The organism is Lysinibacillus sp. PWR01 (assembly GCF_043359455.1).
GTDB classification, from domain to species: domain Bacteria; phylum Bacillota; class Bacilli; order Bacillales_A; family Planococcaceae; genus Lysinibacillus; species Lysinibacillus fusiformis_F.
In genome coordinates this window covers 37,285-61,796 of record NZ_JBHERJ010000083.1, presented here as the reverse complement: position 1 = coordinate 61,796, position 24,512 = coordinate 37,285, and the positions used below count along the sequence as shown (strand labels likewise).

The 24,512-nt window shown below is 37.1% G+C and carries 32 protein-coding genes; 20 read left to right on the top strand and 12 right to left on the bottom strand.

What is annotated here, in order from left to right:
* Positions 1-425 precede the first annotated feature (425 nt).
* The 3 genes from bshB2 to ACEVFT_RS18840 all read right to left on the bottom strand — a co-directional run bounded on the left by bshB2 (position 426) and on the right by ACEVFT_RS18840 (position 2,324).
* Positions 426-1,115, bottom strand: coding sequence for a bacillithiol biosynthesis deacetylase BshB2 (gene bshB2 / locus ACEVFT_RS18850; RefSeq protein WP_393951006.1), 690 nt, complete (start codon positions 1,113-1,115; stop codon positions 426-428).
* A 13-nt stretch (positions 1,116-1,128) separates the two neighbouring features.
* The gene (locus ACEVFT_RS18845; protein ID WP_004225428.1) at positions 1,129-1,479 is read right to left on the bottom strand and encodes a YojF family protein; all 351 of its coding nucleotides are present in this window, start codon (positions 1,477-1,479) and stop codon (positions 1,129-1,131) included.
* A gap of 563 nt (positions 1,480-2,042) precedes the next feature.
* A complete protein-coding gene (locus ACEVFT_RS18840; protein WP_048393429.1) occupies positions 2,043-2,324 on the bottom strand; it encodes a hypothetical protein in 282 nt (93 codons plus the stop codon).
* A gap of 195 nt (positions 2,325-2,519) precedes the next feature.
* Here ACEVFT_RS18840 and ACEVFT_RS18835 point away from each other — a divergent pair, with 195 nt between their 5' ends.
* Entirely contained in the window at positions 2,520-3,068 is a 549-nt protein-coding gene (locus tag ACEVFT_RS18835) for an acyl-CoA thioesterase (protein WP_393951005.1), read from the top strand.
* 42 nt (positions 3,069-3,110) lie between these two features.
* Here the strand turns inward: ACEVFT_RS18835 and thiD are convergent, their stop codons facing one another.
* Positions 3,111-3,941, bottom strand: coding sequence for a bifunctional hydroxymethylpyrimidine kinase/phosphomethylpyrimidine kinase (gene thiD / locus ACEVFT_RS18830; protein WP_205446735.1), 831 nt, complete (start codon positions 3,939-3,941; stop codon positions 3,111-3,113).
* A gap of 175 nt (positions 3,942-4,116) precedes the next feature.
* On the opposite strand from thiD, the gene ACEVFT_RS18825 reads away from it, so the two are divergent.
* The 5 genes from ACEVFT_RS18825 (at position 4,117) to ACEVFT_RS18805 (ending at position 7,059) form a co-directional block, all read left to right on the top strand.
* Complete coding sequence (locus ACEVFT_RS18825; RefSeq protein ID WP_131520763.1) at positions 4,117-4,794, top strand: uracil-DNA glycosylase; 678 nt, start codon at positions 4,117-4,119, stop codon at positions 4,792-4,794.
* A gap of 75 nt (positions 4,795-4,869) precedes the next feature.
* Positions 4,870-5,046: a uracil-DNA glycosylase gene (locus ACEVFT_RS18820; RefSeq protein ID WP_205446737.1), complete on the top strand. Its 177-nt coding sequence runs from the start codon at positions 4,870-4,872 to the stop codon at positions 5,044-5,046.
* Positions 5,046-5,312 (top strand): YwdI family protein, encoded by a 267-nt coding sequence (locus ACEVFT_RS18815; RefSeq protein ID WP_393951004.1) that lies wholly within the window; start codon positions 5,046-5,048, stop codon positions 5,310-5,312. Before ACEVFT_RS18820 ends, ACEVFT_RS18815 begins: the two co-directional genes overlap by 1 nt.
* Positions 5,313-5,339: 27 nt before the next feature.
* Positions 5,340-5,720, top strand: a complete 381-nt coding sequence (locus tag ACEVFT_RS18810; protein WP_205446739.1) for a DUF423 domain-containing protein — start codon at positions 5,340-5,342, stop codon at positions 5,718-5,720.
* Between the two features lie 163 nt (positions 5,721-5,883).
* On the top strand, positions 5,884-7,059 hold the full coding sequence (locus tag ACEVFT_RS18805) for a M20 family metallopeptidase (protein ID WP_393951003.1): 1,176 nt from the start codon (positions 5,884-5,886) through the stop codon (positions 7,057-7,059).
* 86 nt (positions 7,060-7,145) lie between these two features.
* Here ACEVFT_RS18805 and gerQ read toward each other — a convergent pair whose 3' ends face one another.
* Complete coding sequence (gene gerQ, locus ACEVFT_RS18800; protein ID WP_004227629.1) at positions 7,146-7,481, bottom strand: spore coat protein GerQ; 336 nt, start codon at positions 7,479-7,481, stop codon at positions 7,146-7,148.
* 22 nt (positions 7,482-7,503) lie between these two features.
* On the bottom strand, positions 7,504-7,929 hold the full coding sequence (locus ACEVFT_RS18795; RefSeq protein WP_004227631.1) for a cell wall hydrolase: 426 nt from the start codon (positions 7,927-7,929) through the stop codon (positions 7,504-7,506).
* A 246-nt stretch (positions 7,930-8,175) separates the two neighbouring features.
* Here ACEVFT_RS18795 and ACEVFT_RS18790 point away from each other — a divergent pair, with 246 nt between their 5' ends.
* Positions 8,176-8,346 carry a hypothetical protein gene (locus ACEVFT_RS18790; protein ID WP_016993377.1) on the top strand — a complete coding sequence of 57 codons (171 nt, stop codon included), beginning with the start codon at positions 8,176-8,178 and terminating at the stop codon, positions 8,344-8,346.
* 271 nt (positions 8,347-8,617) lie between these two features.
* Positions 8,618-8,800 carry a hypothetical protein gene (locus tag ACEVFT_RS18785; RefSeq protein ID WP_016993376.1) on the top strand — a complete coding sequence of 61 codons (183 nt, stop codon included), beginning with the start codon at positions 8,618-8,620 and terminating at the stop codon, positions 8,798-8,800.
* A gap of 43 nt (positions 8,801-8,843) precedes the next feature.
* On the opposite strand, the gene hemQ is transcribed toward ACEVFT_RS18785, so the two are convergent.
* Positions 8,844-9,593, bottom strand: coding sequence for a hydrogen peroxide-dependent heme synthase (hemQ, locus tag ACEVFT_RS18780; protein ID WP_205446741.1), 750 nt, complete (start codon positions 9,591-9,593; stop codon positions 8,844-8,846).
* 156 nt (positions 9,594-9,749) lie between these two features.
* Between hemQ and lipL the strand changes: the two genes are divergently transcribed.
* The gene (gene lipL / locus ACEVFT_RS18775) at positions 9,750-10,583 is read left to right on the top strand and encodes an octanoyl-[GcvH]:protein N-octanoyltransferase (protein WP_342442400.1); all 834 of its coding nucleotides are present in this window, start codon (positions 9,750-9,752) and stop codon (positions 10,581-10,583) included.
* 36 nt (positions 10,584-10,619) lie between these two features.
* On the opposite strand, the gene ACEVFT_RS18770 is transcribed toward lipL, so the two are convergent.
* Positions 10,620-11,270 carry an RsfA family transcriptional regulator gene (locus ACEVFT_RS18770; RefSeq protein ID WP_205446743.1) on the bottom strand — a complete coding sequence of 217 codons (651 nt, stop codon included), beginning with the start codon at positions 11,268-11,270 and terminating at the stop codon, positions 10,620-10,622.
* A 236-nt stretch (positions 11,271-11,506) separates the two neighbouring features.
* Here ACEVFT_RS18770 and ACEVFT_RS18765 point away from each other — a divergent pair, with 236 nt between their 5' ends.
* Together ACEVFT_RS18765 and ACEVFT_RS18760 are read left to right on the top strand one after the other, a co-directional pair.
* The gene (locus ACEVFT_RS18765; protein WP_004227652.1) at positions 11,507-11,731 is read left to right on the top strand and encodes a YuzB family protein; all 225 of its coding nucleotides are present in this window, start codon (positions 11,507-11,509) and stop codon (positions 11,729-11,731) included.
* A gap of 204 nt (positions 11,732-11,935) precedes the next feature.
* Entirely contained in the window at positions 11,936-13,243 is a 1,308-nt protein-coding gene (locus tag ACEVFT_RS18760; RefSeq protein ID WP_205446744.1) for an HD domain-containing protein, read from the top strand.
* An 80-nt stretch (positions 13,244-13,323) separates the two neighbouring features.
* Here the strand turns inward: ACEVFT_RS18760 and ACEVFT_RS18755 are convergent, their stop codons facing one another.
* The gene (locus ACEVFT_RS18755; protein WP_004231516.1) at positions 13,324-13,509 is read right to left on the bottom strand and encodes a 2-hydroxymuconate tautomerase; all 186 of its coding nucleotides are present in this window, start codon (positions 13,507-13,509) and stop codon (positions 13,324-13,326) included.
* A gap of 166 nt (positions 13,510-13,675) precedes the next feature.
* On the opposite strand from ACEVFT_RS18755, the gene ACEVFT_RS18750 reads away from it, so the two are divergent.
* A complete protein-coding gene (locus tag ACEVFT_RS18750) occupies positions 13,676-14,194 on the top strand; it encodes a YwhD family protein (RefSeq protein ID WP_205446745.1) in 519 nt (172 codons plus the stop codon).
* A 356-nt stretch (positions 14,195-14,550) separates the two neighbouring features.
* On the opposite strand, the gene ACEVFT_RS18745 is transcribed toward ACEVFT_RS18750, so the two are convergent.
* Positions 14,551-16,605, bottom strand: coding sequence for a transglycosylase domain-containing protein (locus ACEVFT_RS18745; protein WP_342442401.1), 2,055 nt, complete (start codon positions 16,603-16,605; stop codon positions 14,551-14,553).
* 315 nt (positions 16,606-16,920) lie between these two features.
* Here ACEVFT_RS18745 and speB point away from each other — a divergent pair, with 315 nt between their 5' ends.
* The 5 genes from speB to yidC all read left to right on the top strand — a co-directional run bounded on the left by speB (position 16,921) and on the right by yidC (position 21,205).
* Positions 16,921-17,793: an agmatinase gene (gene speB / locus ACEVFT_RS18740; protein WP_342442402.1), complete on the top strand. Its 873-nt coding sequence runs from the start codon at positions 16,921-16,923 to the stop codon at positions 17,791-17,793.
* A gap of 167 nt (positions 17,794-17,960) precedes the next feature.
* Positions 17,961-19,004 carry an ArsR family transcriptional regulator gene (locus tag ACEVFT_RS18735; protein WP_342442403.1) on the top strand — a complete coding sequence of 348 codons (1,044 nt, stop codon included), beginning with the start codon at positions 17,961-17,963 and terminating at the stop codon, positions 19,002-19,004.
* On the top strand, positions 19,001-20,203 hold the full coding sequence (locus ACEVFT_RS18730; RefSeq protein ID WP_342442404.1) for an MFS transporter: 1,203 nt from the start codon (positions 19,001-19,003) through the stop codon (positions 20,201-20,203). The genes ACEVFT_RS18735 and ACEVFT_RS18730 overlap by 4 nt, the downstream gene beginning before the upstream one ends.
* Before the next feature lie 69 nt (positions 20,204-20,272).
* Positions 20,273-20,548: a hypothetical protein gene (locus tag ACEVFT_RS18725; RefSeq protein WP_342442405.1), complete on the top strand. Its 276-nt coding sequence runs from the start codon at positions 20,273-20,275 to the stop codon at positions 20,546-20,548.
* A gap of 24 nt (positions 20,549-20,572) precedes the next feature.
* Complete coding sequence (gene yidC, locus ACEVFT_RS18720) at positions 20,573-21,205, top strand: membrane protein insertase YidC (protein ID WP_342442406.1); 633 nt, start codon at positions 20,573-20,575, stop codon at positions 21,203-21,205.
* 177 nt (positions 21,206-21,382) lie between these two features.
* On the opposite strand, the gene ACEVFT_RS18715 is transcribed toward yidC, so the two are convergent.
* Both ACEVFT_RS18715 and ACEVFT_RS18710 read right to left on the bottom strand, forming a co-directional pair.
* The gene (locus ACEVFT_RS18715) at positions 21,383-22,564 is read right to left on the bottom strand and encodes a site-specific integrase (protein ID WP_456951998.1); all 1,182 of its coding nucleotides are present in this window, start codon (positions 22,562-22,564) and stop codon (positions 21,383-21,385) included.
* 76 nt (positions 22,565-22,640) lie between these two features.
* A complete protein-coding gene (locus ACEVFT_RS18710) occupies positions 22,641-23,324 on the bottom strand; it encodes a helix-turn-helix domain-containing protein (RefSeq protein WP_393951001.1) in 684 nt (227 codons plus the stop codon).
* 190 nt (positions 23,325-23,514) lie between these two features.
* Between ACEVFT_RS18710 and ACEVFT_RS18705 the strand changes: the two genes are divergently transcribed.
* From ACEVFT_RS18705 to ACEVFT_RS18695, 3 genes are all read left to right on the top strand, one after another.
* A complete protein-coding gene (locus ACEVFT_RS18705) occupies positions 23,515-23,706 on the top strand; it encodes a helix-turn-helix domain-containing protein (protein WP_393951000.1) in 192 nt (63 codons plus the stop codon).
* Between the two features lie 14 nt (positions 23,707-23,720).
* The gene (locus ACEVFT_RS18700; protein ID WP_393950999.1) at positions 23,721-23,990 is read left to right on the top strand and encodes a hypothetical protein; all 270 of its coding nucleotides are present in this window, start codon (positions 23,721-23,723) and stop codon (positions 23,988-23,990) included.
* Between the two features lie 78 nt (positions 23,991-24,068).
* Entirely contained in the window at positions 24,069-24,467 is a 399-nt protein-coding gene (locus tag ACEVFT_RS18695; RefSeq protein ID WP_393950998.1) for a hypothetical protein, read from the top strand.
* Positions 24,468-24,512 lie beyond the last annotated feature (45 nt).

The following is a 24,512-nucleotide window of genomic DNA, read 5'->3' as shown; positions in this document are numbered from 1 at the left end:
CCATAAAACGTAATCTTTTTAGCAAATGTTTTCAAATAAAGTGAAGGTGTTCACTACTCTTTAGGAAGAGGTGTTGTCATTCATCACTTCTCTACATTGAAAATAAAAGCCTATCCTTTTTCTAATCATACAAATCATGGGCTATTTTGATCGCTACCGCTAGTATGAAAAATGAGGAAAAGACACTTTTGCAGAATGGGTGATTGGAGTGGAGCCAGCTCACTCCTAGGGGATTTAGCGTCACAGAGGAGGCCCTGGAGCGAACGGAAGTGAGTGAAGCGGCTCATCGGACGCCCCCTGGAAAGGACGCTGGCGGAACGGAAATCAACCTCTCACCTTGCAAAGTTACTTTTTCTGCCGTTGACATCATCTTTTTTCAACAGCATGAAAAGTACTGTTCTCTAAAAACGAGAACAGTACTTTTTTTATTTTACATATTTATCTGGGTCAACAATATAGAATTTTTCAACATTTAGCCAGCTCTCGCTCATTGGTTCGCCATCATCAATACGTTTTTCCGTCTCCTGCATCATCCAACCAGTTTGAGATGCATGAGCTTGTAATGCTTTTAATTTGTCCATTCGCATTTCACGAATATCGTAAACAACATGTGGTTCGCCATTTTTTTCAATCGTATCATTGGCGAAGGCACAGCCCAATACTTGTGGACGAGCAGCATTTGGCATACGACGTACAGCTTCAACTACAGCACGTGCAGTTGCTTCGTGGTCTGGGTGGACAGCAAAGCCAGGCAAGAATGTGAAAATTAAAGAAGGCATTAGTTCTTCGATTAACCCTTCCACTAACTTTACCATTTTCTCATCATCTTCAAATTCAATTGTTTTATCTCGTAAACCGAGCATACGTAAATCTTGAATACCCATTGCCTCTGCTGCTGCAACCAATTCCTTGCGGCGAATTTCAGGTAAGGACTCGCGCGTTGCAAAGGGTGGATTACCTAAATTACGTCCCATTTCGCCTAATGTTAAACAGGCATATGTAACAGGTGTATTCATTTTCTTTGTATAGTGGGCGATGGTCCCAGCAACTGAAAAAGCCTCGTCATCTGGGTGAGGGTACACAATTAAAATATGACGTTGTGGTTGTAAATTCAAATAGTCGTCCCCCTTAGTAGGTAAATGGCGTTTCACTAATTTCAAGTGCAATCGCCAATTTTCCAGAGTAGTCTAGTCCAGCCATTAATAAACGGCCTAAATCATCTAATTCAAAATGTGTAATGCCTTGTGCATAAACCCAGCCATGAGGTAATTTTAAACCCACACGATGAGGTGCATTGTCTACAACCTTAGCAAGCTCATAATTAATTTTAGCATTGCGAATAAAAGCACCAGCATTAAAAAACTGTTCATCATAGTGTGCTGCATAAGATCCGTTTGTCGTCTCAAGATGAATATAAACGTCTTTGTTGGCGAAAGAATTCAGCAATTTTTGCAACGTCTCTACTTGTACTTCTTGCATCTTAACACTCCTCTCGATCATTTCTCCTTTAAGTATAGTAAAAAAAATTCGCAAAGGGAAATTGATTGCTTTGTTATGAAAAAATGATGATTTGTATCTATATACCTCAGCTCATTGGGTCCAGATTTTTTTGAGATTGCGAAAATCGATCCTAGCATCAAGAGAAATGAATCATCATCTCTAAATCTATGACAAGTTCTTAAGCAATATTCTTGAAAAAATTATTGTAATGTATCAATATAGGGAGTGTGAAAATAAATATGTACAAAATGTGTCGTTTCGTATTGTATCCGTTTTCACATCTGAAAAGATATTGCAACCATGACTTCTTCCTAATTCGTGTGTGTAGACAGCTCCACCTGTTGAAGGAAGTAATATTTCAGAAATAACGACTTCTATCTTGGTACAATAGATGACGTTCCTTGAACAGGCTATGTATGGTAGTTGTGAATAAGGGAAGAAAAATGAAGCTCATTATCATAGTATAATAAAAAATCGCGACTCTCTTTTATGACGGAGAGTCGCGATTTTTTTATTGAACATTTGTGTAGGCTATGTATTTGTTAGTATCGATTAAGCTTTCGTTCTATTGTATCTAAACGATTATTAACATTTTGTAATTGTTTAAACATTTGCTTCATATAAAGATTTTGATCTTGCGTTTCAGTTGTTTTGGCTTGTGCCAATTCTTCCTCCTCCTGAAGAGCTAATATTGTGGCAAGGGTGGATAATGAGTAACCAAGTGTTAATATGATGGAAGCAATTACTTCAACTTTTGAAGAGGTGATTTCCCCAGCTAGTAAACCTGATTCTTCCGTTAAGTCCTCTACTTTGTTTTTTTTCATCTTTTCCCCTCCCATACAGCTAATATATGGGATATGAAGCATTAACGTATCTTGTCCTATTTTTATCTTTATCTAATAAATACTAATCGTTAACGGATTGTTTAATGTTTGTAATTTTCTAATAATTAAATTGATTTTTCCATTTAAATATAGCATTATAGTAGGAATAAACAGACGCTTAGAGGGGGAATTAATGTGAATAAGGACTTTAAAAATTGTAAGGAATCAAGAGTGATGCGTACAAGTCGTGTGTTTCCAAATGATGTGAATAATCATAATACATTATTTGGTGGGCGACTGATGAGCGATATTGATCAAGTTGCTTCCATTTCAGCAGCAAAGCATAGCAGGAAAGACTGTGTCACAGCTTCAACTGATTCTGTCGATTTCCTACATCCCATTCGCCCGACAGATTCTGTTTATTTCGAATCCTATGTAACATGGACTGGAAGGTCTTCTATGGAGGTTTTTGTCAAGGTTATTTCTGAAAACTTGAAAACAGGAGAGAGAAAGGTGGCAGCGACTGCATTATTAACATTTGTTGCATTGGATGAAAATAATAAACCAGCGTTGGTTCCACGAGTAATTCCTGAAACAGTAGAAGAGACAAAATTGCATGAAACAGCTTCAGAGCGAGCGAAGGCACGTGCTGAACGTAAAAAGGAAAGTAAAGCATTAGCGCAATTTATATCAATGAATGATCCATGGGATTATCGGCTAGAAATGGTGGAAAATTATATGTAAAAAGAGGGGTGTCTCAAATGACTTTGAGACATCCCTTCATGCTTATATTTCAGTTACTGTTACTTGAGGAGCACCAAAACGGGATTTTGCTCCATGCATGACAGGACCTACATAATCATTTAGCGCCCAGCCGTGTGCGATGGCTGCGGATACAAACTCTTTCGCTTCAATGACAGAGTCTTTAATAGAAAGACCGTTAGCAAGATTGGCTGTTACAGAAGCAGCAAATGTACAGCCTGCACCGTGGTTATTAGTAGAAGCAACTTTTTCAGCTTCTAATAAGTAGAATGTTTCACCATCAAAGAATAAGTCTGTTGCTTTTTCAGTGGCTAGTGCTTTTCCACCTTTAATGACAACAGCTTTAGCCCCTAGTTCGTGGATTTTACGAGCTGCGATCTTCATGTCATCAATGTTTTTTGGTGTACCTGTGCCAGCTAATTGTCCCGCTTCAAAAAGATTTGGTGTTGTTACCGCCGCTAGTGGTAAAAGATGCTGAACCATAGCATCTGTGTTTCCAGGATTCAGTACTTCATCGTCACCTTTACATACCATAACAGGATCGATGACAACATTTGGAGTGCCTGAATTTGCGATAGCCTCTCCAGCAATGCGAATAATTTCTTCTGTTGAGAGCATCCCTGTCTTAATGGCATCAATTCCTGTGGAAAGAGCTGTGTCAATTTGTTTTTGTAGTAACTCAGTTGGCAAAGGTGTGACGTTGTGTGTCCAGCCATTCGGGTCCATTGTTACGACAACTGTTAATGCCACCATACCATATGTACCATGCTCTTGGAATGTTTTGAGATCAGCCTGCATCCCTGCGCCGCCTGATGTATCTGATCCTGCAATTGTTAATGTTTTTTTTAGAGTCATGTAAAAAATCCCCTTTATCGTTAAGAGTTATAAAATTACCTTCTAGTATAGTCCGATTCTGATTCTATAAGAATAGCCAGAATACTATATTTTTATATGGTCAGTTTCAACTGATGCTTGAATTCATCTTTAATTTTTTGTACCGTTGTAAGAAGAGAAAGGGGCTTAAAGAACGATGAAACAAGTATTCCCGAATGATTGGCAAGAAGTACTCAAAGAAGAGTTGGAAAAACCGTACTATCAAAAACTACGTCAATTTGTCGCAAATGAATATTCGACACAAACCATTTATCCACCAATGAATGATGTGATGAACGCATTTTATACAACAGCATATCATGATGTGAAGGTTGTTATTTTAGGACAAGACCCATATCATGGACCTAATCAAGCGCATGGGTTAAGCTTTTCTGTTAAACCAGGTATTCCACATCCTCCTAGCTTACGGAATATGTTTCAAGAGCTACAGGATGATTTAGGCTGTCCAATTCCTCAAAATGGAACGCTAACAAAGTGGGCTGAACAGGGTGTTATGCTATTAAATACGGTGCTTACGGTTCGAGCAGGACAAGCAAATTCCCATAAAGAACAAGGTTGGGAGCAATTTACCGATGCTGTTATCGATCTATTAGCTGCAAGAGAAGAGCCACTAATTTTTGTATTGTGGGGTAAACCAGCGCAACGCAAAAAGCAATTAATCCGAAAATATAAAACACCTCATGTCATACTCGAAGCGCCACATCCAAGTCCATTAAGTGCTTACCGAGGATTCTTCGGTAGTAAACCTTATTCAAAGATTAATCAACAATTAGTGGAGTGGGGCAAGCAGCCAATTGATTGGTGTTTAGAATAGATTGGCACAAATCGTTTACTTTATACACATGATCAATCATGATACATTTAATATAGAAGAAAGTGAGGGACGACGATGAAGGTGAATTGTTTCAAATGTCAATTTTTTAAAGTAACCTGGGACCCTCAAACCCCACGAGCATGTGTAGCTTATGGCTTTAAAACAAAGCAAATACCATCCGTTGTTGTGAAGCAATCCTCGGGTGTGGATTGTTTAAAATTCGTACCAAAAGTAGAAAGTGGGAGAATGTAATGATTTCTTATCAAGCCGTTATACAGCAACTTGAAAAACAATTATCTAGTGCAAAAAATGCGGGGAATGATCAGCAAATTCGTGAGGCCCTTACAGCCATCAGAGCATTATGTGATGTGGTGTTAGATTCTCCAGGTGAGACAGCATCTATCACTCCCCATAAGCATGTACCGCAGATGCTTGTAACAGAGTCAAAACCATCCACTTTATATACAGCAAAGATTGAAGAAGATGGAGCAAATGGTGATTCCATTTTTGATTTTTAATTCATTTAAAAGGTAGGGTAACGAGAAATGAAAAGATTTATCGTGACAGGTGCTCTTCATGGCCTATTAGCAGTGGCATTCGGTGCATTCGGTGCACATGCTTTAAAGGAAGTTTTAGATGAATATAGTCAAGGTATTTGGGAAACGGCTGTGCAATATCAAATGTTTCACGCTACTGGATTACTAGTTATTGGTCTATTAATGAGCTCTAAATTATTAGGTGAAGTGAAACAATTAAATCTAGCAGGAATATTCTTTAATCTTGGCATTGTTTTCTTTTCTGGTAGCTTATATGTGCTAGCAATAAGTGGTATTAAAGTATTGGGAGCTATTACACCAATTGGTGGTGTACTATTTTTAGCTGGATGGCTACTTATTATTTTAACTGCTCTCAAACATGCTCGCTAATTTTAAATTGACTCTCTTACATGATTTGTAGGAGAGTTTTTCTTTGTTATCAGTCATTTTCTAAAGATAGCAATTTAAATCCTATCCATTTTGTAAGAATTTATAGTACACTACTAATATTACTTGCAATATTTCGAAAATATCAAAAGTGAGGTTATGTAGTATGGAAAAACTATTTGCATTAATAGATGCAAACTATGATGAGATGGTAGGGATTCGTCGTCATTTACATCAATATCCTGAATTATCCTTTGAAGAAGTGGAAACGCCAGCCTATATAGCTGCTTTTCATAGAGAATTGGGTCATGAGGTTCGTGAAGGAGTGGGAGGACGTGGTGTCGTAGCGATATTACGTGGTGAAAAGCCTGGTAAAACAGTAGCATTGCGAGCTGATTTTGACGCATTAGCGATACAAGAGGAGAATGATGTACCGTATCAATCTAAAATAGCTGGAAAAATGCATGCTTGTGGACATGATGGACATACAGCTACATTACTTGGACTAGCTAAGGCACTGAATGCGATGAAGGACGAAATTGCTGGCAATGTGGTATTTATTCATCAGCATGCAGAGGAAGTAGCACCAGGTGGAGCTAAGTCGATGATAGAGGGTGGTTGTTTAGATGGCGTAGATGTAATTTTTGGTACGCATTTATGGGCGCCTACACCATTAGGAGAAATTTTAGTGAAAGATGGAGCCATTATGGCAGCTGCAGATAAAGTAGAAATCACGGTTCAAGGGAAGGGTGGACATGGCGCAGAGCCGCATCATTCCATTGATGCTGTTACCCTTGCCTCACAATTTGTCGTCAATGCTCAACAGCTTGTTTCAAGACGTATTGATCCATTGAAATCAGCTGTTTTAACAATTGGTCATTTTGAGGCCATTAATCCGTTTAATGTTATTGCTGATCGAGTAGTATTGGCGGGAACAATTCGTACGTTTGAAGAAGAAGTACGCACACAAATGGAGCAAGAGTTAGAAGCGGTATTGAATGCGACTTGTCTGGCATTTGGGGCAAGTTACGAATATCGTTACACAAGAGGTTATCCACCTGTTTATAACCATCAGAAAGAAACAGCGTTTGTGGCACAGTTGGCGTCGACTGTCCCAGGTGTAGAGCAAGTAATAACATGTCCACCATTTATGATTGGGGAAGACTTTGCGTATTATTTAGAAAAAGTACCAGGCACATTTTTCTTCACAGGGGCGAAAAAGCCAGAATGGGAAAAGGCCTATCCGCATCATCATGCACGCTTTGATTTTGATGAACGTGCAATGCTCATAGCAGCGAAAACCTTAGGTAAAGCAACTTTAACGTATCTAATAGAAAATTAATTATAGCGAATGATAAAAATCCGCATACGCTCATCGACTTTTTTGGTCAGTGAGTGTATTGCGGATTTTTACACTAGAAGATTGAATTATGGATTTTGATTAAAGTAGGCCATTTCCTCATCATACTCAGCAAAATCGAAATAAATCATAGGGAAAAGAAAACGATGATTGGATTTAAGTTCACGAATAATGACATGGTCTCTACCAGCGGCTTCTACCACACCACGAACAGTTTTTGTGTTTTTTCCCTGCTCCACTGCATGCTCAAAAGAAAAATGGAAGGTAGCAGGTTTTCCACGATTCAATCGTAAAATATTTTCTATATAGGACTCTTCACGGCCAGGTGGTCGCCCGCTTGGAAGTGTGACTGGAGGAGGAGTCATTTGTTGTTGCGTTGTTGGTGTCCAATAATAAGGCATCATCAATTATCAACCTACTTTCTTTTTAAATTTGAGGACAATCTTGTTCAGTTGGCGAGAAAAAACAATGAGATTTGAATCTGCCAGTATTCCATTGGCCATACCATTGTGCAGGACAATCACCTGCTGGCATGAAAAACCACAAAGAGCGGGTAGCTGGATGAAATCTTTCACCCTGAATAACCCTTTTAGCTAACCGAATATCTTGATCACGTGCTCGCTGATAAAAATAACCCTTTTGTGTTGCCTCAAAGCCTCCCGGACGCTGATAAACCATTTGTTCAATCGTTCGAATATCACCAAAATCTAAACAATCACCTCTTACACGATTAACGCCAACATTCCCAACCATCAGCATGCCTAACTCTCCTTCACCTTCTGCTTCGGCACGCATTAGCCTTGCGAGTAGGGCTGTCTGTGCATCATTCGTCTTAATAACAGCGATTTTCATACCTCCTCGCAGACAGTATATGCATGAAGGTATTGTAGACATGTTCAATTTTGTTAAGAAAGACAATCACACATTAAAATTACTATGCATATAGTAGTAATAGCGACAAGTACGTAGAAAATACTTCGAAACCCTGCAAGACCGATAGTTTTTTTATTAAAACGGGTAAATAGAAAAAAATAGAATTAGGGGAACGTGAGATCAAATGAATTGCATGTGTATCCAATACATGTGAGGTGATGGTTTATGGAAATTGGGGTTTGGTTTGGAATTTTATTAAGTGCAGTACTAGCTTTTCTATTAGGGGAGTTTTATGGACAGCCGCTCCATTGGTATCTCTTTATTGTCATTATTGTGATCGGTTTTTTTATTCAAACGGTTATCTTAATTTTAAAAGTAAAGGACGAGAGCTCTTAATGAAGTATGTAGAAGAAAAGTGTTGGGATTAAGAAAGTGTCATCGCAGAAGGATGGCACTTTTTTATGTTGGGTGAGTAAATTTTTTCGTGTGGAAAGCGAAGTATCAGGAAAAAAGACTGCTCCTTAATAGGGGATGAATGCTTGTTTTAGCTGCTATTTCAATGAGACATCATTATTTTTATGGAAACCTTAGCCTTGCTAGTATATTAAAAATATACCGAGACATACTAAAATTGACTTTATTTTTGTTTGTATGAAGGAGCGTTTTCATGCGTATTTTTAGTATGTTTGTAGCAATCATTATCAGCGCTTTTCTGGCAGTTGGAATAGCAGAATATTATCATCAACCATATAATTGGTATTTAGTTTTTCTTATGATGCTAACTGGATTTTTTATTCACATCATTATTTTAATATTTGAATCCGAGAATGCTGAAGAAAACGAAATTTAAAAATGCGAGTCCATATTGGCGGACTCGCATTTTTAATGAGCTATTAAACAGTTAAGAATTTAACCAATTTATCGTTATCAAGTAGGTTTCCGACGAAGAATTCACCAAACTCGCCGTAGCGTGCCGATACTTCATCAAAGCGCATTTCATATACTAATTTTTTGAATTGTAGTACGTCATCAGCAAATAAAGTTACGCCCCATTCGTGATCATCGAAGCCTACAGAGCCAGTAATAATTTGTTTTACTTTACCAGCATAGCCGCGACCAATCATTCCATGAGAACGCATTAATGATTTACGCTCATCCATTGATAGCATGTACCAGTTGTCGTTCCCTTGACGGCGTTTATCCATTGGATAGAAGCATACATATTTAGCACGTGGAAGTTCTGGATATAGACGTGCACGTACATGTGGATTTTGGTAAGGATCTTCATTTGATTCGCCAGCTAAATAGTTTGAAAGCTCTACAACAGATACATAAGAATATGTAGGAATTGTAAAATCTGCTATAGCTAATTTATTGAATTCTGCTTCAAGCTCTTGTAACTCATCCATTGTTTCACGCAATGTCATAATCATAAAGTCAGCTTTTTGACCAACGATTGCATAAAAGGCATGAGCACCTGTTTTAGCGACGTCTGCTTCGTTCAGTTTTTCTAAATATGCAACAAATTCCTCTACTGCTGCTTGACGTTCCTCTGCAGAAACAAGTTTCCAAGAAGCCCAGTCGATTGAGCGGAAATCATGTAAAGCGTACCAACCATCTAACGTAATTGCTGCTTCATTCATTATTGAAAACACTCCTTTATAAGTGAATACCATTCAAAAATTAGTTTATCATAGTTTGTACAAAATCCCTAAGTTCATGATAGTAATTCACGAATTTGACACCAACTAAAGATAATGTATTCTAAAGAGAAGAGATGTAATTAGAGGAGTACCAATATGAAACATATTTTACAACAGCCAATTTGGCGTTATTATGATCAATCCATTAGTGCGAAGCAAAGATCACCGCTTGAATCTTTTGCAACGGATGATACGTTGTGCCAATTAGTTGGTCAATTGACGTCCCCACCCACAATTCGTACATGGGTTCATGAAGCATCTGTTGTGCTCGGTATTCAGGATCATCGTTTGCCCTATGTCCAGCAAGGTATGGAATTACTAGAATCGAGAGGCTATCATCCTATCGTTCGTAACTCTGGTGGATTAGCAGTTGTACTAGATGAAGGGGTTCTCAATATTTCTATTGTATTGTCTGAACAAACAGAGTCACTCAGTATAAACGATGGCTATGATGTGATGGTTGATCTTGTGAAGGGGTTGTTCCCAGAAGTAGCTGATAAAATTGAGGCTTATGAAATTGTCGGCTCTTATTGCCCAGGTTCTTATGATTTAAGTATTGAAGGGAAAAAATTTGCTGGCATTTCACAAAGACGCTTACGTCAAGGGGTGGCAGTGCAAATTTATTTATGTATTGAAGGAAGTGGCTCGCAACGCGCGGCACTTATTCGAGACTTTTATGACGTAAGCTTACGACAAGAGGAAACAAAATTCACTTACCCTCAAATCGTGCCTGAAGTAATGGCTTCGCTATCAGAGCTTGTTGACCCGAATTTAACAGTAGAAGCGGTCGTTATTCGTTTGCAGCAACTACTTTATCATTTGGCCCAAGAAGTTCGTCCACAATCCTTCTATGATGAAGAAATAACGTTGTATGGTTTCTATTTACAGCGTGTTTTTGAGCGCAACGCGAAAATGCTTGAACGGAAGTAAAAGGTTGATTATATGAAATAGAAAAAAGCGATGCGGCTAATTTAGCGCATCGCCATTTTCTGGTTGATAAATAGAACTACTTGTTACAAGATTTCCGTTTTTCTCCATTTTAAAAACAGGTGCAATTCGCTCTTCCTCTTCATCAAGCGTAACGAGACGTCTAGCGCGATTCATAATTTGAACAAATTGCTCGTAATCTTTGCGGATCGCTCGATTTTCTTCTTCTAATTTTGTAATGGTTTTCTCTAGTTTTTTATTTTTCTCAGATGTTACATGTACTAGTTGTCGCCATTTTGAAGATTCATTTCCTACTTCACCAGAATGCTGTAAACGTAGTAAATAAGCTATGACAATATCAAGAGAAAGAGCGGATAGCGGAATTGACTTTCCTTCAGCAGCACTATTATTTACTGTAAACATACTAGAAGTACGGCGTCTTGCTGGGGCTCCCAACACTCGCATTCTCTCTTTTCTTTCCTTTTTAGCTTCTGCTAATTGTCCCTCGTATTCTTTACGAACAACAGCATTCCAACGAAAACCACAGGCTGCCGCAGTACGATTTAATGCATCACCGGCTTCTTCGAAGGCATTTAGCTGTGTGCTGCCCTCTGTTACATGACGGATTACCGCTTCTGCTAGTAATTCATCGTTTTCTTTTAACCAAGCATCTTGTCTTATTTTACTCATATTAAAATCCTCCCACCTTTATCTGGAACTTGTTATTTAAGATTAGCATGACCAATCTTTTAACCTTTTATTCATCTATGTAGAAGGAATTATGCTTGAATAGAAGGGGAAAAGTGCGATACAATACCCGATGTAGGTTTGTGCACATGCTGCATACTTAAATATGTGAAGGTCATGTGTTCAATAGAGCGAGATTATGTTTGAAAAAATACTATATAGAAAGGGTTGTTGACAAAATGGCAAACGAATTTAAAGTTTGCGATGAATGTCAGGCCGTTAACTTAAAGACGTTAATTCCAAAATTAAAGGAAATCGATCCTGATGCAACCATCGAAATTGGCTGTCATTCTTACTGTGGTCCAGGACGCAAAAAGACATTTACCTTTGTAAATAGCCGCCCAGTTGCTGCGTTAACAGAAGATGAACTAATGGAAAAGGTTTTAGCAAAATTAAAAAAGTAAAATGAAAAGCTATCTCTACTTGAGGAGATAGTTTTTGTTTTGCTTATTTTTATATGTTGAGAAATTAGACCAATATAGATTTAAAAATAATGATGAAAGTAATGGAAATAGGTTGTTAATATCTATAGAAAAATGGCAATAAGTATGCTAGTCCTAGATTTATCGCATATAATAGAACTATAACAAAATGGGGGTGCTATCCAAATGACATATGCAAACGCTAAATTAGAAGAAGAAAAGGTATTTAAAGACCCAGTACACCGTTATGTACATGTTCGAGATCAAGTGATATGGGATTTAGTGGGTACAAGAGAATTTCAGCGTTTACGTAGAATTCGTCAGCTAGGTACCACATTTTTAGTATTTCATGGAGCGGAACACAGTCGCTTTAGTCATTCTCTTGGGGTTTACGAAATTGTACGTCGCATAGTAGATGATATCTTTGTTGGTCGTCCAGATTGGGATGAAAGTGAAAGACTATTAGTATTATGTGCAGCCCTTTTACATGATTTAGGGCATGGACCATTTTCTCATGCTTTTGAAAATGTTTTTGAGCTTGATCATGAATATTACACAAGGCAAATTTTGTTGGGTGATACGGAAGTAAATGCTATCTTAAAAAAAGTGGCAGATGATTTTCCAGAAAAGGTATCACAAGTGATTGGAAAGACATATCCAAATAAGCAAGTAATTAGTTTAATTTCTAGCCAAATTGATGCGGATCGTATGGATTACTTACAACGTGATGCTTATTTTACAGGTGTTAGCTACGGTCACTTTGATATGGAACGGATTTTGAGAGTAATGCGTCCGCGTAAAAATCAAGTGGTGATCAAAGCAACAGGCATGCATGCGGTGGAAGACTATATAATGAGTCGCTATCAAATGTACTTACAAATTTATTTCCATCCTGTGTCACGAAGCGCAGAGGTAATTTTAAATAATATTTTAAAAAGAGTAAAACAATTAAGCTTAGCGGGCTATACATTTAAGCATGAGCCTACTCATTTCCTAGCATTCTTCCGTAATGCTATTACATTAGAGGATTATCTTGCGTTAGACGAGAGTATACTTTTTACATATTTTCAGTTATGGATGCAAGAGGAAGATGCTATTCTAAGTGATTTAAGTCGCCGCTTTGTGAATCGCAAGCTATTTCAATACATTGATTTAGACCCTGGTGTGGAGCTCAATAAATATCAAAAACTCCAAGAGCTTTTCAAAAAGGCAGACTTGAACCCTGATTATTATCTTGTTCATGATACAACGGCAGATCTACCATATGATTTTTACAGACCTGGTGAGGAAGAAGTCCGTGTACCTATTTTTCTAGAAATGAAAAATGGTGAGCTGCGGGAACTTTCACGTGAATCCATTATTGTCGATTCCATATCAGGACGTATGAAACGAGATCATAAAATCTATTTTCCATTAGATTTCTTAGAGGATGAAGCTACACATCCAACCATCAAACAGCAAATACTAACATTGTTAAGAAAAGACGAAAAGTAAGTTGTAGCTGGCACTAGCATTTTCATGAAGTGATTATAAAAAAGGGTAGAGCGCTCTGTTGTGCTCTACCCATCTTACTATTATTTGTCGCTAAAACGAACGCCTGCAACGCCGTAATGGTTTTTAGACATTTCTTCGATAAAAACTGTTACATTTTCTGCAGGTGCATTCACTGTGCGAGATACGGCCTCTGTTACTTCCTTTACAAGAGCACGTTTTTGTTCCTCTGTACGACCTTCAAGCATTTTCACTGTTACGTATGGCATAATATTGCCTCCTTTATAGAATAATGTTGTATAGTTAGTTTATAAGAAAGTATAAACTTCTTACTTGCGTTGAGGCATATGCGCGATGGCGAAAATAGTGATTGTTTCGACAAAATATGCGTTGATATGCTTTCCTTTATAATAGCAGAATGGAGGATATTTAAGTATGGCAAATGAAGAAAAACCAAAACAAAAAATGGGTTTTACGATTATAAAAAATGATCCAACAGATGGACATAAAGGGTTTGGTATCGGTTCACTTTCATTAGAGAATGTATCGCCGGTTATTGTTGATGTAGAAGAGGGAACGGCTTCTGTTGAAATTGGTGCCATGCATGCACGGAGTGACGTAGAGCGTGGTATTAAATTTACAATGGACCGTGCTGATTCAGAGGGTGGAAAACCATATTGGCTCGTATGGGTGACGATAGATCATAAAGAAGATGGGCCTTATTATGCGGGTGTAACAGCTTGTGAAATGGTTGTTAACCGTGAAAAAAGACGAGGCTATAAAATTCTAGCTGACCATGTGAATAAAATGGATAAATCCATGAAGCGTCATATTATTGTGGAGCATATGGATGCACCGTCTAAAAAAGTGTTAGCTACTTTCCTTGAGCAACTTAATCCAGACTTGTGGGGACGTAGTGGGGAGCAATTGCGTCAAGACTTATTTGTCGAATAGACTCATAATGATTGAACAATCTGTGACATTTTGCAATCGCTTTCGATATTAGGTTGAAAGTGGGTTTGAAACAAAGTACACTTGATGCAGAGCTTACATTTTAGTAAGCTAGGACACTTGGTCTCGCGAATGCGATGAGCGCTATGCGGCATTTGAACAACCCAAACCCAAGCCAAATGCCCCATGATGCTCATACTTCGCGGACCATAAAAAAGAAAAGCTTTCTGTTCCCACGGACACGTCTCCGGGGAAGAGAAAGCTTTTCTTATTTTTTCGTATATCAGTTACTTTGTCGAGAGCCTTCATAACTTACAACGTATTAGGTTTAAAAAGGTTTCCGGATTATTGTTTGTTTTTTAGTCCTTAAATATAGAGAATGGTAGCATATTCCAAAATTCTCCCCATGTATTACTGTCAAGAATGTCGAAATTTGTACATTTCTCAGTCGGTACATCCTTAGATTCCATATATACAAGACGTTGTTTAGGACATGCGTCAGTCGCTAATTTACCTGTTTCGATATCAATGACAACACCTTCAACACCTTTTGGCTTTTTGAAATCTTCATTTTTTGTACCTTTATTAACAGCTTCCATAAAGTCAATCCAGATTTGCTTTGTTGCAGCAGTATCTTCCTTCGTCGTAAGGTTTTTACCCTGATCATAGCCATTCCATACACCAGCAGTAAGTCTTGGTGTAAAACCGATTAACCATTGATCACTATTGGTAGAGCCTGATTTAGCAGCATATGTGTGTGTCATACGTGAACGAATACTAATTCCTGTAGCAGGTGAATAGTCACTGAATACCGGATCAAAAATACCTGTCATCATTTCTGTTAAGATGTATGCATTTTCTTTGGAAATGGCTGTTTCCGCTTTACTTGCAACAACTTTGTTTTCATAAATAACATCCCCATGTGCATTTTTAATGGATACAATGGTTGTTGGTGTTGTTTGCTGTCCTTGTGATGCCAAAACATTATATGCATTCGTCATTTCATACAATGTTGTTTCAATCGTACCAAGTGCAATTGATAAATTATCCTTCGCACCAATCCCTACATTAAAACGGTTTGCCATATCATGAAACTCTTTGAAACCAATGTCCTCTAAGGTTTTTACTGCGTAAATATTATCCGAGATAGCAATGGCTTGTGCCATCGTCATATCATGATCTGCGAATTGACCATTGACGTTTTTAGGTGCATAAGTGCCACGCCCATTATCATAAGTAAAAGTTGTTTCACCAACATCTAAAAAAGTTAGTGGTGTATAACCATTTTCAAGCGCCGCTGCATATAAAATCGGCTTAATAGTAGAACCTGGTTGACGTTTGGCTTGTGTAACCCGGTTAAATGAGCTTACTGAATAGTCACGACCACCGACTAATGCAGTGACAGCTCCTGTTTTCGATTCCATACTCACGAACGCAGATTGCAGATCATTAGCAGGCATATTTTTGGCTACCGCTTCTTCAGCCGCTTTTTGATGCTCTAGATTAAGCGTTGTTTGAATCGTCCAGCCGCCTTCACTAATATCGAGATTTTTTGATTTTAAAATTTCACTTGCTTCTTGCCAAGCCACATCTAGGAAATAAGGGGCAACAGATTTGGTTGCAACCCAGCTATCATTTTTTAAGACAAGCTGTTCATTTTCAGCACGCGCTTTTTCTTCTTGTGTAATGGCGCCTTGGTCTGCCATAAGTTTTAAAATAACGTGTTGACGATTGGTAGCCTTATCTAAATTGGCAATTGGTGAATAAATGCTTGGACCTTTTGGTACACCTGTTAGCATTGCTGCTTCTGCAAGCGTTAAATCACTAGCAGATTTCCCGAAATAAAAACGGCTGGCAGCTTCTACTCCATACATACCGTGACCGTAATATACTGTATTTAAATAGCCCTCTAGTATTTCGTCCTTATCATAAAAAACTTCTAATCTATAAGCATACAGGGCTTCGTTCAATTTACGTGTCCAAGACTTTTCATGGGAAAGATAAAGGTTACGAGCATATTGTTGTGTAATGGTACTAGCTCCTTGAACCTTTCCACCAGCCTTTATATCCACTAAAATGGCACCAGCAATACGTGAATAATCGAAACCGCCATGTTCATAAAAATCCTTATCTTCAACAGCAACTACAGCTTCCTTTAAATAAGGTGACATCTCATCGAGACCCACCCAATATCTTCGTTGATTTGTAAAGTGATCTCCAATTTGGTGCTCATTTTCATCTAAGAAAATGGAAGCCTTTGGTACGGTTAAAGGCGGTGCACCAGCCACTTGAACATAGATGCGGAGTGCGACAAATGCTACAACAATTGCAGATGTAAAGGCGACAAATAGCGTAAGACTTTTGCGTGTGCGCTTTACACGCTGTTGCTTTCGATGATAGCTTTTTCGTTTCATCCGACTTCACCTCGTTTTCTCACAGCTTCGAACTTAGCTTTAGTATGTGTTCGAACATTCATCTTTAATCGAAATTCTAACTAAAAACTATTGCACTTTATTCAAAAACATCTATACTTTTTTTGTACTACTTGAAATGCTGGCATTCGACAAAAAAATCGCACCTTGTAGATTTTAATCGAAATTTGCTAGACGTTCCAATAATGTATACGAGGATAAAAGGATACAGGTTTCATTACAATCCTGTAAGCCATAATAGAAGAAGTCGGAAAAATGATGATCAACACAATATTTTAATAATATGGAGGGCTAGCAATGAGATTTGATGAAGCTTATTCAGGAAATGTTTTTATAAAAAGTCATCCTACATATGACGATGCACAGGCAGTGATTTATGGCATGCCAATGGATTGGACAGTAAGTTATCGTCCAGGATCACGTTTTGGTCCACAACGTATCCGTGAGGTATCCATTGGTCTTGAGGAGTACAGCCCATACCTGGATCGTGAGCTTGATGAAGTAAAGTACTTTGACGCAGGCGATATTCCACTACCATTCGGTAATGCACAGCGTTCATTAGATGAAATTGAGAAATTTATTGAAAAATTATTAGCGGATGACAAGGTTCCTGTCGGCATGGGTGGAGAGCATTTAGTATCGTGGCCTGTGATGAAGGCTGTATCAGCTAAATATGATGATCTTGCAATTATTCACTTTGATGCACATACAGATTTACGTGTGGAATATGAGGGAGAGCCACTTTCGCACTCTACACCTATTCGTAAAATTGCAGAACATATTGGGCCGAAAAATGTCTATTCATTTGGTATCCGTTCAGGCATGAAAGAAGAGTTTGATTGGGCAAAGGAAAACGGTATGCACATTTCAAAATTTGAAGTGCTTGAACCGTTAAAAGAGGTTCTCCCAACATTAGCTGGACGCAATGTGTATGTAACAATTGATATTGACGTTCTAGATCCAGCACACGCACCAGGCACTGGTACAGTAGACTGTGGTGGCATTACATCGAAAGAATTGCTCGCTTCCATCCACGCTATTGCAGCAAGTGGTGTAAATGTTGTAGGTTTTGACCTTGTTGAAGTAGCACCAATCTATGATTCTTCAGAAATGACAGCAAACACAGCTTCAAAATTATTACGAGAAATGATCTTAGGCTGGGTAAAATAAGTAGGCCTTTGTAAATAAAGTTACTTGAGTGGGGTTAGCTATGAGCTAGCCCCATTTTGTATTTTAATTAATTTTGAATTAATAAAACTTTATATTCGAAAAATATTGAATTAAATATTCGTATAATTTAGAATTTTATTATATGTAAGTATGAAGGAGGAGTTTTGTTGAAATATCTATATTCACCACAGCCTACGGAACAAATTAAATTAACAATAGAATCTTCACTTGTTTGGGAAGTAATTCTTGGTATCTCGGGATATACACATACACGTCTTCGCCACACATTTGAATTTGATGAAGAGTGGACCATTGCACATAAATCAATGCCTGAACAGCTAGTGAAATCTTTAGCATTGATTGAAAAAACTAATTTTTGGTTTGCTTTAATTCTGCTACAGGACAAATTATCATCGCTATCAATTCAAGATTTTTCGAATCAACTTCAAAACATAGCTGCAGATTGTTTCTATGAAATACTTTTGCCATACAAAAATCGGGAAACGGAGGCTATAAGAAAAGAAACTTCTGCTCAGTATAATAATCCTCGACAGATAGAGAAATATGCGAAGTATTTTGATGACCATGAATACCTAGGAGGATATATACGTAATCTTGCGAAGTATTCACATAAAGACTTGTGTGATATTTTTACAACAGCCATGTTCGAGTGGCATAACTGGGTACGTAAAAACGAGAAATGGGATAAGTGGATGCAAGCACTTGATTTTGAACAAAAAAGATTTCGTTCAATCAACATGACAGACCCTATCGAAAAAATTGAACAGATCACTGGTGGCGTAAAGTATCAACTCGAACCATCTGTTTGGACAGTTAAACTTATTCCACATGTATCCTATCGTCCATGGGTTTTAGAAAAAAGGACCTGTCATACTAAACTGTTCTTTTATCCGTTAAATGAAGAACATTTACTAGAACCAGGTGTTCCTTCTGTGGAGTTGGTTAGAGGGTATAAAGCATTGGGAGATGAGCTTCGCTTAAAATTACTCTATCAATTATTAAAAGGACCTTCCGCATTACAAGACTTAAGTTTACGATTTAATCTTTCTAAGACTACGCTACATCATCAACTGTCTATTTTAAAGGCTGCTAGATTTATTAAAGTTGATAAAGGAATTTATTCGGCAAATCCAACGGAACTTAACTATTTAACAGAAAAACTTACACAGTATCTTGAGAATCAAAAATGAAGAGGTATTCCAAATCTTTTAGAGCACTCTGGATAGGTGAAATTGTATCAGAATTGGGTAGTGCAGCAGGTGGCATTATTAACGGTCTTTTGCTGTTCGAATTAACAGGATCAAAGGAATGGTTAGGTGTATTTTGGTTAGTTTATTTTATTCCCTCATTAGTATTACAAGGTGTAGCAGCACCATTTTTAAATCATGTTTCTAAAGGAAAAGCGATTCAAAATATCCAACTTATTCGCTCGCTTGCGTATCTATTTCCTGTAATTGGTTTCGTTCTATACAAAAATGAAGGAATTATCTTCGGGTTAATCATCTTACAATGCATATTGGGGTTACTGCAGCCTATTTATGCTAGTCTTTCCTTTTCGCTTTTACCTGAGATTTGCGAAGAAAAAGAATTAACAGAAGCAAATGGTTTATTGGATGGTACCATTCGACTTATGAGTTTTCTTGCTCCGGGATTGACTTCATTCCTTTTATTAGTAAGTCCAATACCATTTATTTATGTATTTTCTTGTTGTATGTTTCTAGTCAGTTATCTGTCTCTCACCGGGATTTCTCAAGTAAGTATAGACAGAGTGCCAGTATGGTCTAAGAAGTTTTGGTGGAAAGAAATGAAAGAAGGATATCACAGCTTTTTTAACTATCCACATCTATTGAGGCTGACGCTTCTCTCCACAACTGTGCAGTTTGCTGTGGGCGCAACAACTGTATTAAGCGTTCCTTTCATTCGTGAATCTCTTAATGGGCAATCATGGGAATATGCGATATTTGCTGGATCTTTTCCAATTGGCTATTTTATTGGCATACTCTTACTGGCAAAGATACCGAAAACCGATCAAACCATGTATCTCGGATTAATCGGTGGGGGGCTTTCATTTGTCTGTCTGTACTTTGTGGAATCCATACCAATCGCTTGGTTATGTGAGTTGTTTGGTGGAATAATGTTTCCACTTTTTAATGCTCGTAGTGCAGCCATCTTTCAGAAAATCGCACCTAAAGATCGCATGGCGCAACTCAGTGCTGTTCGTTTACTCTTTCTACGGGTCGCTATGCCATTAGGAATTGCCTTTGCCTCTGCGTCATTTTTAGATTTGAGTATTGGCCAAATTTATATAATAGTGGGTTTAATTATCGTTTTACCTGGCTTGTTTTATTTCCTTGTGCAGTTGCTACGAAATAGAACAAATAGTATATGAGGATTCATTTGACTCATTATTCAACATACGAATATAATTTTTGTATATAGAGAGGGAAGGAGGGGTATTATGATTTGGTCACTTCTCATCAATGATTTATTCATCTTTGTTAGTACAATGGAATACTTTTGGCTATTAGCTTCTTTGATTTTAACTGTCCTAAGTGTTCATTTGCATCTGTATCTCGTCAATAAAATAACCGTTCAACAAGTGAAGGACGAAGAGCTTGAAGTGGACTATAATATCACGAATACTTGGACTCCACCTATGCTAACGTGGTTTGTACTGTGTATTAGAATGTCCGAAGATAATGAGGAAGAAAGTGTATCTCCTAGTTTGATTTAAACTTTTAAACTAGGAGGAATATCATTGTTAACATTTCTAGCACAACCTATTATTAACGTCATTCATTTTATTCATTCTTTTACAGGCAGCTATGCACTTAGTGTCATTGGCATTACGATTGTAGTCAGATTAATTCTTATGCCGTTATTTATTCAATCGGCAAAACATCAAAAGCACTCAAAAGAATTAATGACTACCATTAAGCCTGAATTAGATGCGCTTACGGACAAATATAAGAATAGTCAAAGCGAATCTGAAAAAAGAGTGGTACAACATAAAATCCAAGAGCTAACTTCAGATTCATTGAAAAGTTCTTTAGTAGGTTGTTTACCAATCATCATTCAATTACCTATATTATTTTCACTGTATTACGCGATTAAGTTAGATTCAGTGATTGCCAGTGAAAATTTCCTTTGGATGAATTTAGGTACGATTGATATTGGGATTTCGATGATTGCTTGTTTGATTTATTTAATTCAAAGTTATATCGCCTTAGAGAAAAGCCAACCGTTAAATATAAAGATAATGGTATTTATTAATCCAATCATGATCCTCATTTTTAGTCTGTTCAATCCAGCGATTATCCCAATCTATTGGACAGTTAGTGCTTTATTGTTAATAGTTCAACAATTGATCATAAAAAAATGGTATAGATAAAATGAAATCCTCTCTTTCAGTTATTGGAAGGAGAGGGTTTTTATTTACTCTCATAAACTTGTTGTGGACCTTTACATCACTTCTATCTTGAAAAAACATAAGTATTCATCCTATAATAAAAAGGTTATTTCTACACAAAGAAAAGTCTTTAATATCAACGCTTTAAAGGCTCTCTCATTAAGAGTTAGCCCCAATTTTAGCCCCAACAGCATTTAAACTTTGACTAAATACTGTCACCGATTCTTGCTCCATTTCCTTTAATACATGTCCATAAACCGTGTGGACCATCTGAGGTGTGTTACCTAATCTTTCGGCAATTACTTTCACTGGTAGCTTGTTATTTAGTAGTACCGTACAATGAGTATGCCGTAAACCATGTAGTGTAGTTTTAGGGAGGTTGGTCCTCTGGATAATTCTCTTAATCGCTAAATTTGTATTGTTTGTTGAAATCGGTTCTCCTAAATGTTCCGAAATGAAAATAAATGTATCGTCATTTACATCTTTCAACTTTTTCCCTCGCGATAACAATTTCTTCTTACACCATTTCCTATACATTTCTAATTGATCAATAACAACCTGATCAACCATAATTGTTCGTTCGCTATTTTTAGTTTTTGTTTTACCAACACCATATTGGCCACGAGAGCGGGCAACAGTGATTGTATTATTCTCAAAATCAATATCTCTCCATTGGAGCCCGCACGCTTCACCGCAACGCAATCCAGTATAAGCAACGGTCAATAAAAAAGAATAACTCGTTATATTTTCATTTTTCTTTGCATCTTCTAAGAAAACGACTAATTGAGCAGGTGTAAGGAAATTCTCTATTTTTGCATCGTCTGATAATTTAACTTTTGTAAAACGATTACGATCTAACACCTCAGCTTCAACAGCAGCGTTGATAGCAATTTTAAAAAGAGTGTGTAATAATTTCAACATAGAGGGTGCATAACGCTTTTCTAACACATTAATGAACTCACGTTGATATGTGGCTTTGTCTAACTTTTGGAGCTTGTAATGACCAAGTAATGGCTTCATTTGCAAACGTATAGCAGATTCACGTTGCACCAATGTTTTTATGCTCCAGTCTTTTTTATTCTCTGCATACCACATATCCAACCAATCACTAACAGTTAGATTCTCATTTTCTATATGCTTTGTTTGTCCGCGCAGCGTTGCAGCCTTTATTTCCAAAAGGGCTTTCAATGCTGCTTTTTCTGTTTTAAAGCCACTTTTTTTCTTTTCTCTCCGTTTATTAGCGGCATCATAATACTTATGTCGAAACATCCACAGTTTTTCTTCATTTGCATTGAAATAGTGGTATATTTCAGGTTCTTTTGTTGATTTATATAGTTTCACCTTGTTCATTCCTTTCATGCTTGGGCAAAGCGTGTGTACAGGAATAGGTGAGTTTTAAAGTTATATTAACTATCAATTAGAATTTTTTAAATACATCTGAATGAAGGTTTATAGATAAGTTCCTAAGTTTGTTTTCTATATGTTGTATATAAAGATCGTTGTCTAGAGAGTCCGCCTGAAAGTCATTTATTAAATAAGTTTGGAGTTGTTGAGTTAATTTACTTTCAAGACTTTTGTAGATGTCTTGATAAAAAGCCGCACTAATTTTAGTGTAGACTTCATCAACGAACATATTTTTTTCATTATCATTATCAAATTCAATTACTAAAGGTATTCCAGACCCGAATAAATCCTCATTATTATCTAAGGATAGTTCTACACTATCAATAAGTTTGCAGGATAAATCAAAACTTTTGTTGTGTGGATTCTTGTTCACTTCCATTATCACATCTATATCTGCATTTGTAATATTGATGTGGTTCTCTATGTCGAAAGCATCTGATTGCTGATCTTTTATAGTATATTGACAAGAATTAACTTCAATAAAAAAATCAATGTCTAAAGGTTCATACTCGTAAAATTCACACGGAGTAATACCAAGATACTTGCACAAAGTATTAATAGTTTCCATTCGCATCATTTCGCTGTCATTTTGAGATATTGAAGTAATAGTATTTCTTGAAATACCAGTATCTTTTGCTACACGTGTGATTTTTAACCCTCGTTCTGCAATTAATGCAGCTAATCGATTTCTTATCATTGATAAACCCACCTTTCTAAATGAAAATGTAACATTTGTCTAACGGAATGACAAGTTTATTTAACGTGAACGTAAATAAACTTGTCATTTTAATTTCTGTTTGTTAGACTTTACAAAAGGATTAACGACAAATAAAGTTGTCGTTTTTGTACTTTGATAGATATTTTGCTAACCGGTTAGGAGGGAAAGAATGAAAAATAATTTACGTTTATTAATGGCCGACCAGCGTATAAACATAACGCAATTAGCAGCAGCGACAGGTATTTCTAGGAATACTTTATCTAGTATTTATCACGAAAAAACCACACGAATAGACATTAAAACTATCACTTTAATTTGTAAGTATTTTGAATGTACACCAAATGATTTAATTGCGATATGAAGGAGAGTGCGTGAATGTTACCAGCAAACATTGAGGTCAATCTTGATAAGCAAGCCATTCGGCAGTATATCGAAAAGCGGCTTGATGAAGAAATAAGAGAAGTATTGTGGTGGATCGATTTAAACAAAATGGCAGAACTAACGAACATGTCACAAAGATTTTTAGAAAGTGAACTTGTATGTGATGTTCGTATGCGAGCCATTGAGGTCAAGAAAAATCGTAAACGTTGGTGGCCAGCGAGACAGGCTTTTGAAGTAATAAGTGAGATTACAAGTGAATGGTAATTAAAAATATGTTTGGGCGAAGCGTATGTACAGGAATGAGTGATTTTAACACGAGTGAAATTAAAGGTGGCGAGAAAAATGAATGAAGAATATTTAATTGGACGTATAACTGTGCATTTTGGCATTGATATTGTTTCCTTAGTGCACAAAGTCCATGGCCGTTTTTCGTACATGGATTTAGTAGAAGGTGATCTTATCGAAGTAAAAGAGGGTGACCAATACAAGACTATTACTATTAAAGATATATTAAATAGAATTGTTGAACACGATTCAAGTCAGGTATGGAATCGTGGTTCATCAATTTACGAAGGTGCTCAAGTTAGGGTGAAGCTAGATCCTCAAGGAAACAAACTAGCGGTTTTAACGGAAAAAAGCCTAAAAATAAATAAAGTAATGTTTACCCTTAAGCAAGGGTTCATAACACATGAGGAAGCTACACAAGCATTTTTGCAGCTTGAATTAGAAAACGATGAATAAAAGAGTACCTGTACAATTTAAGCAACATAGGCATTGACAAGGTGG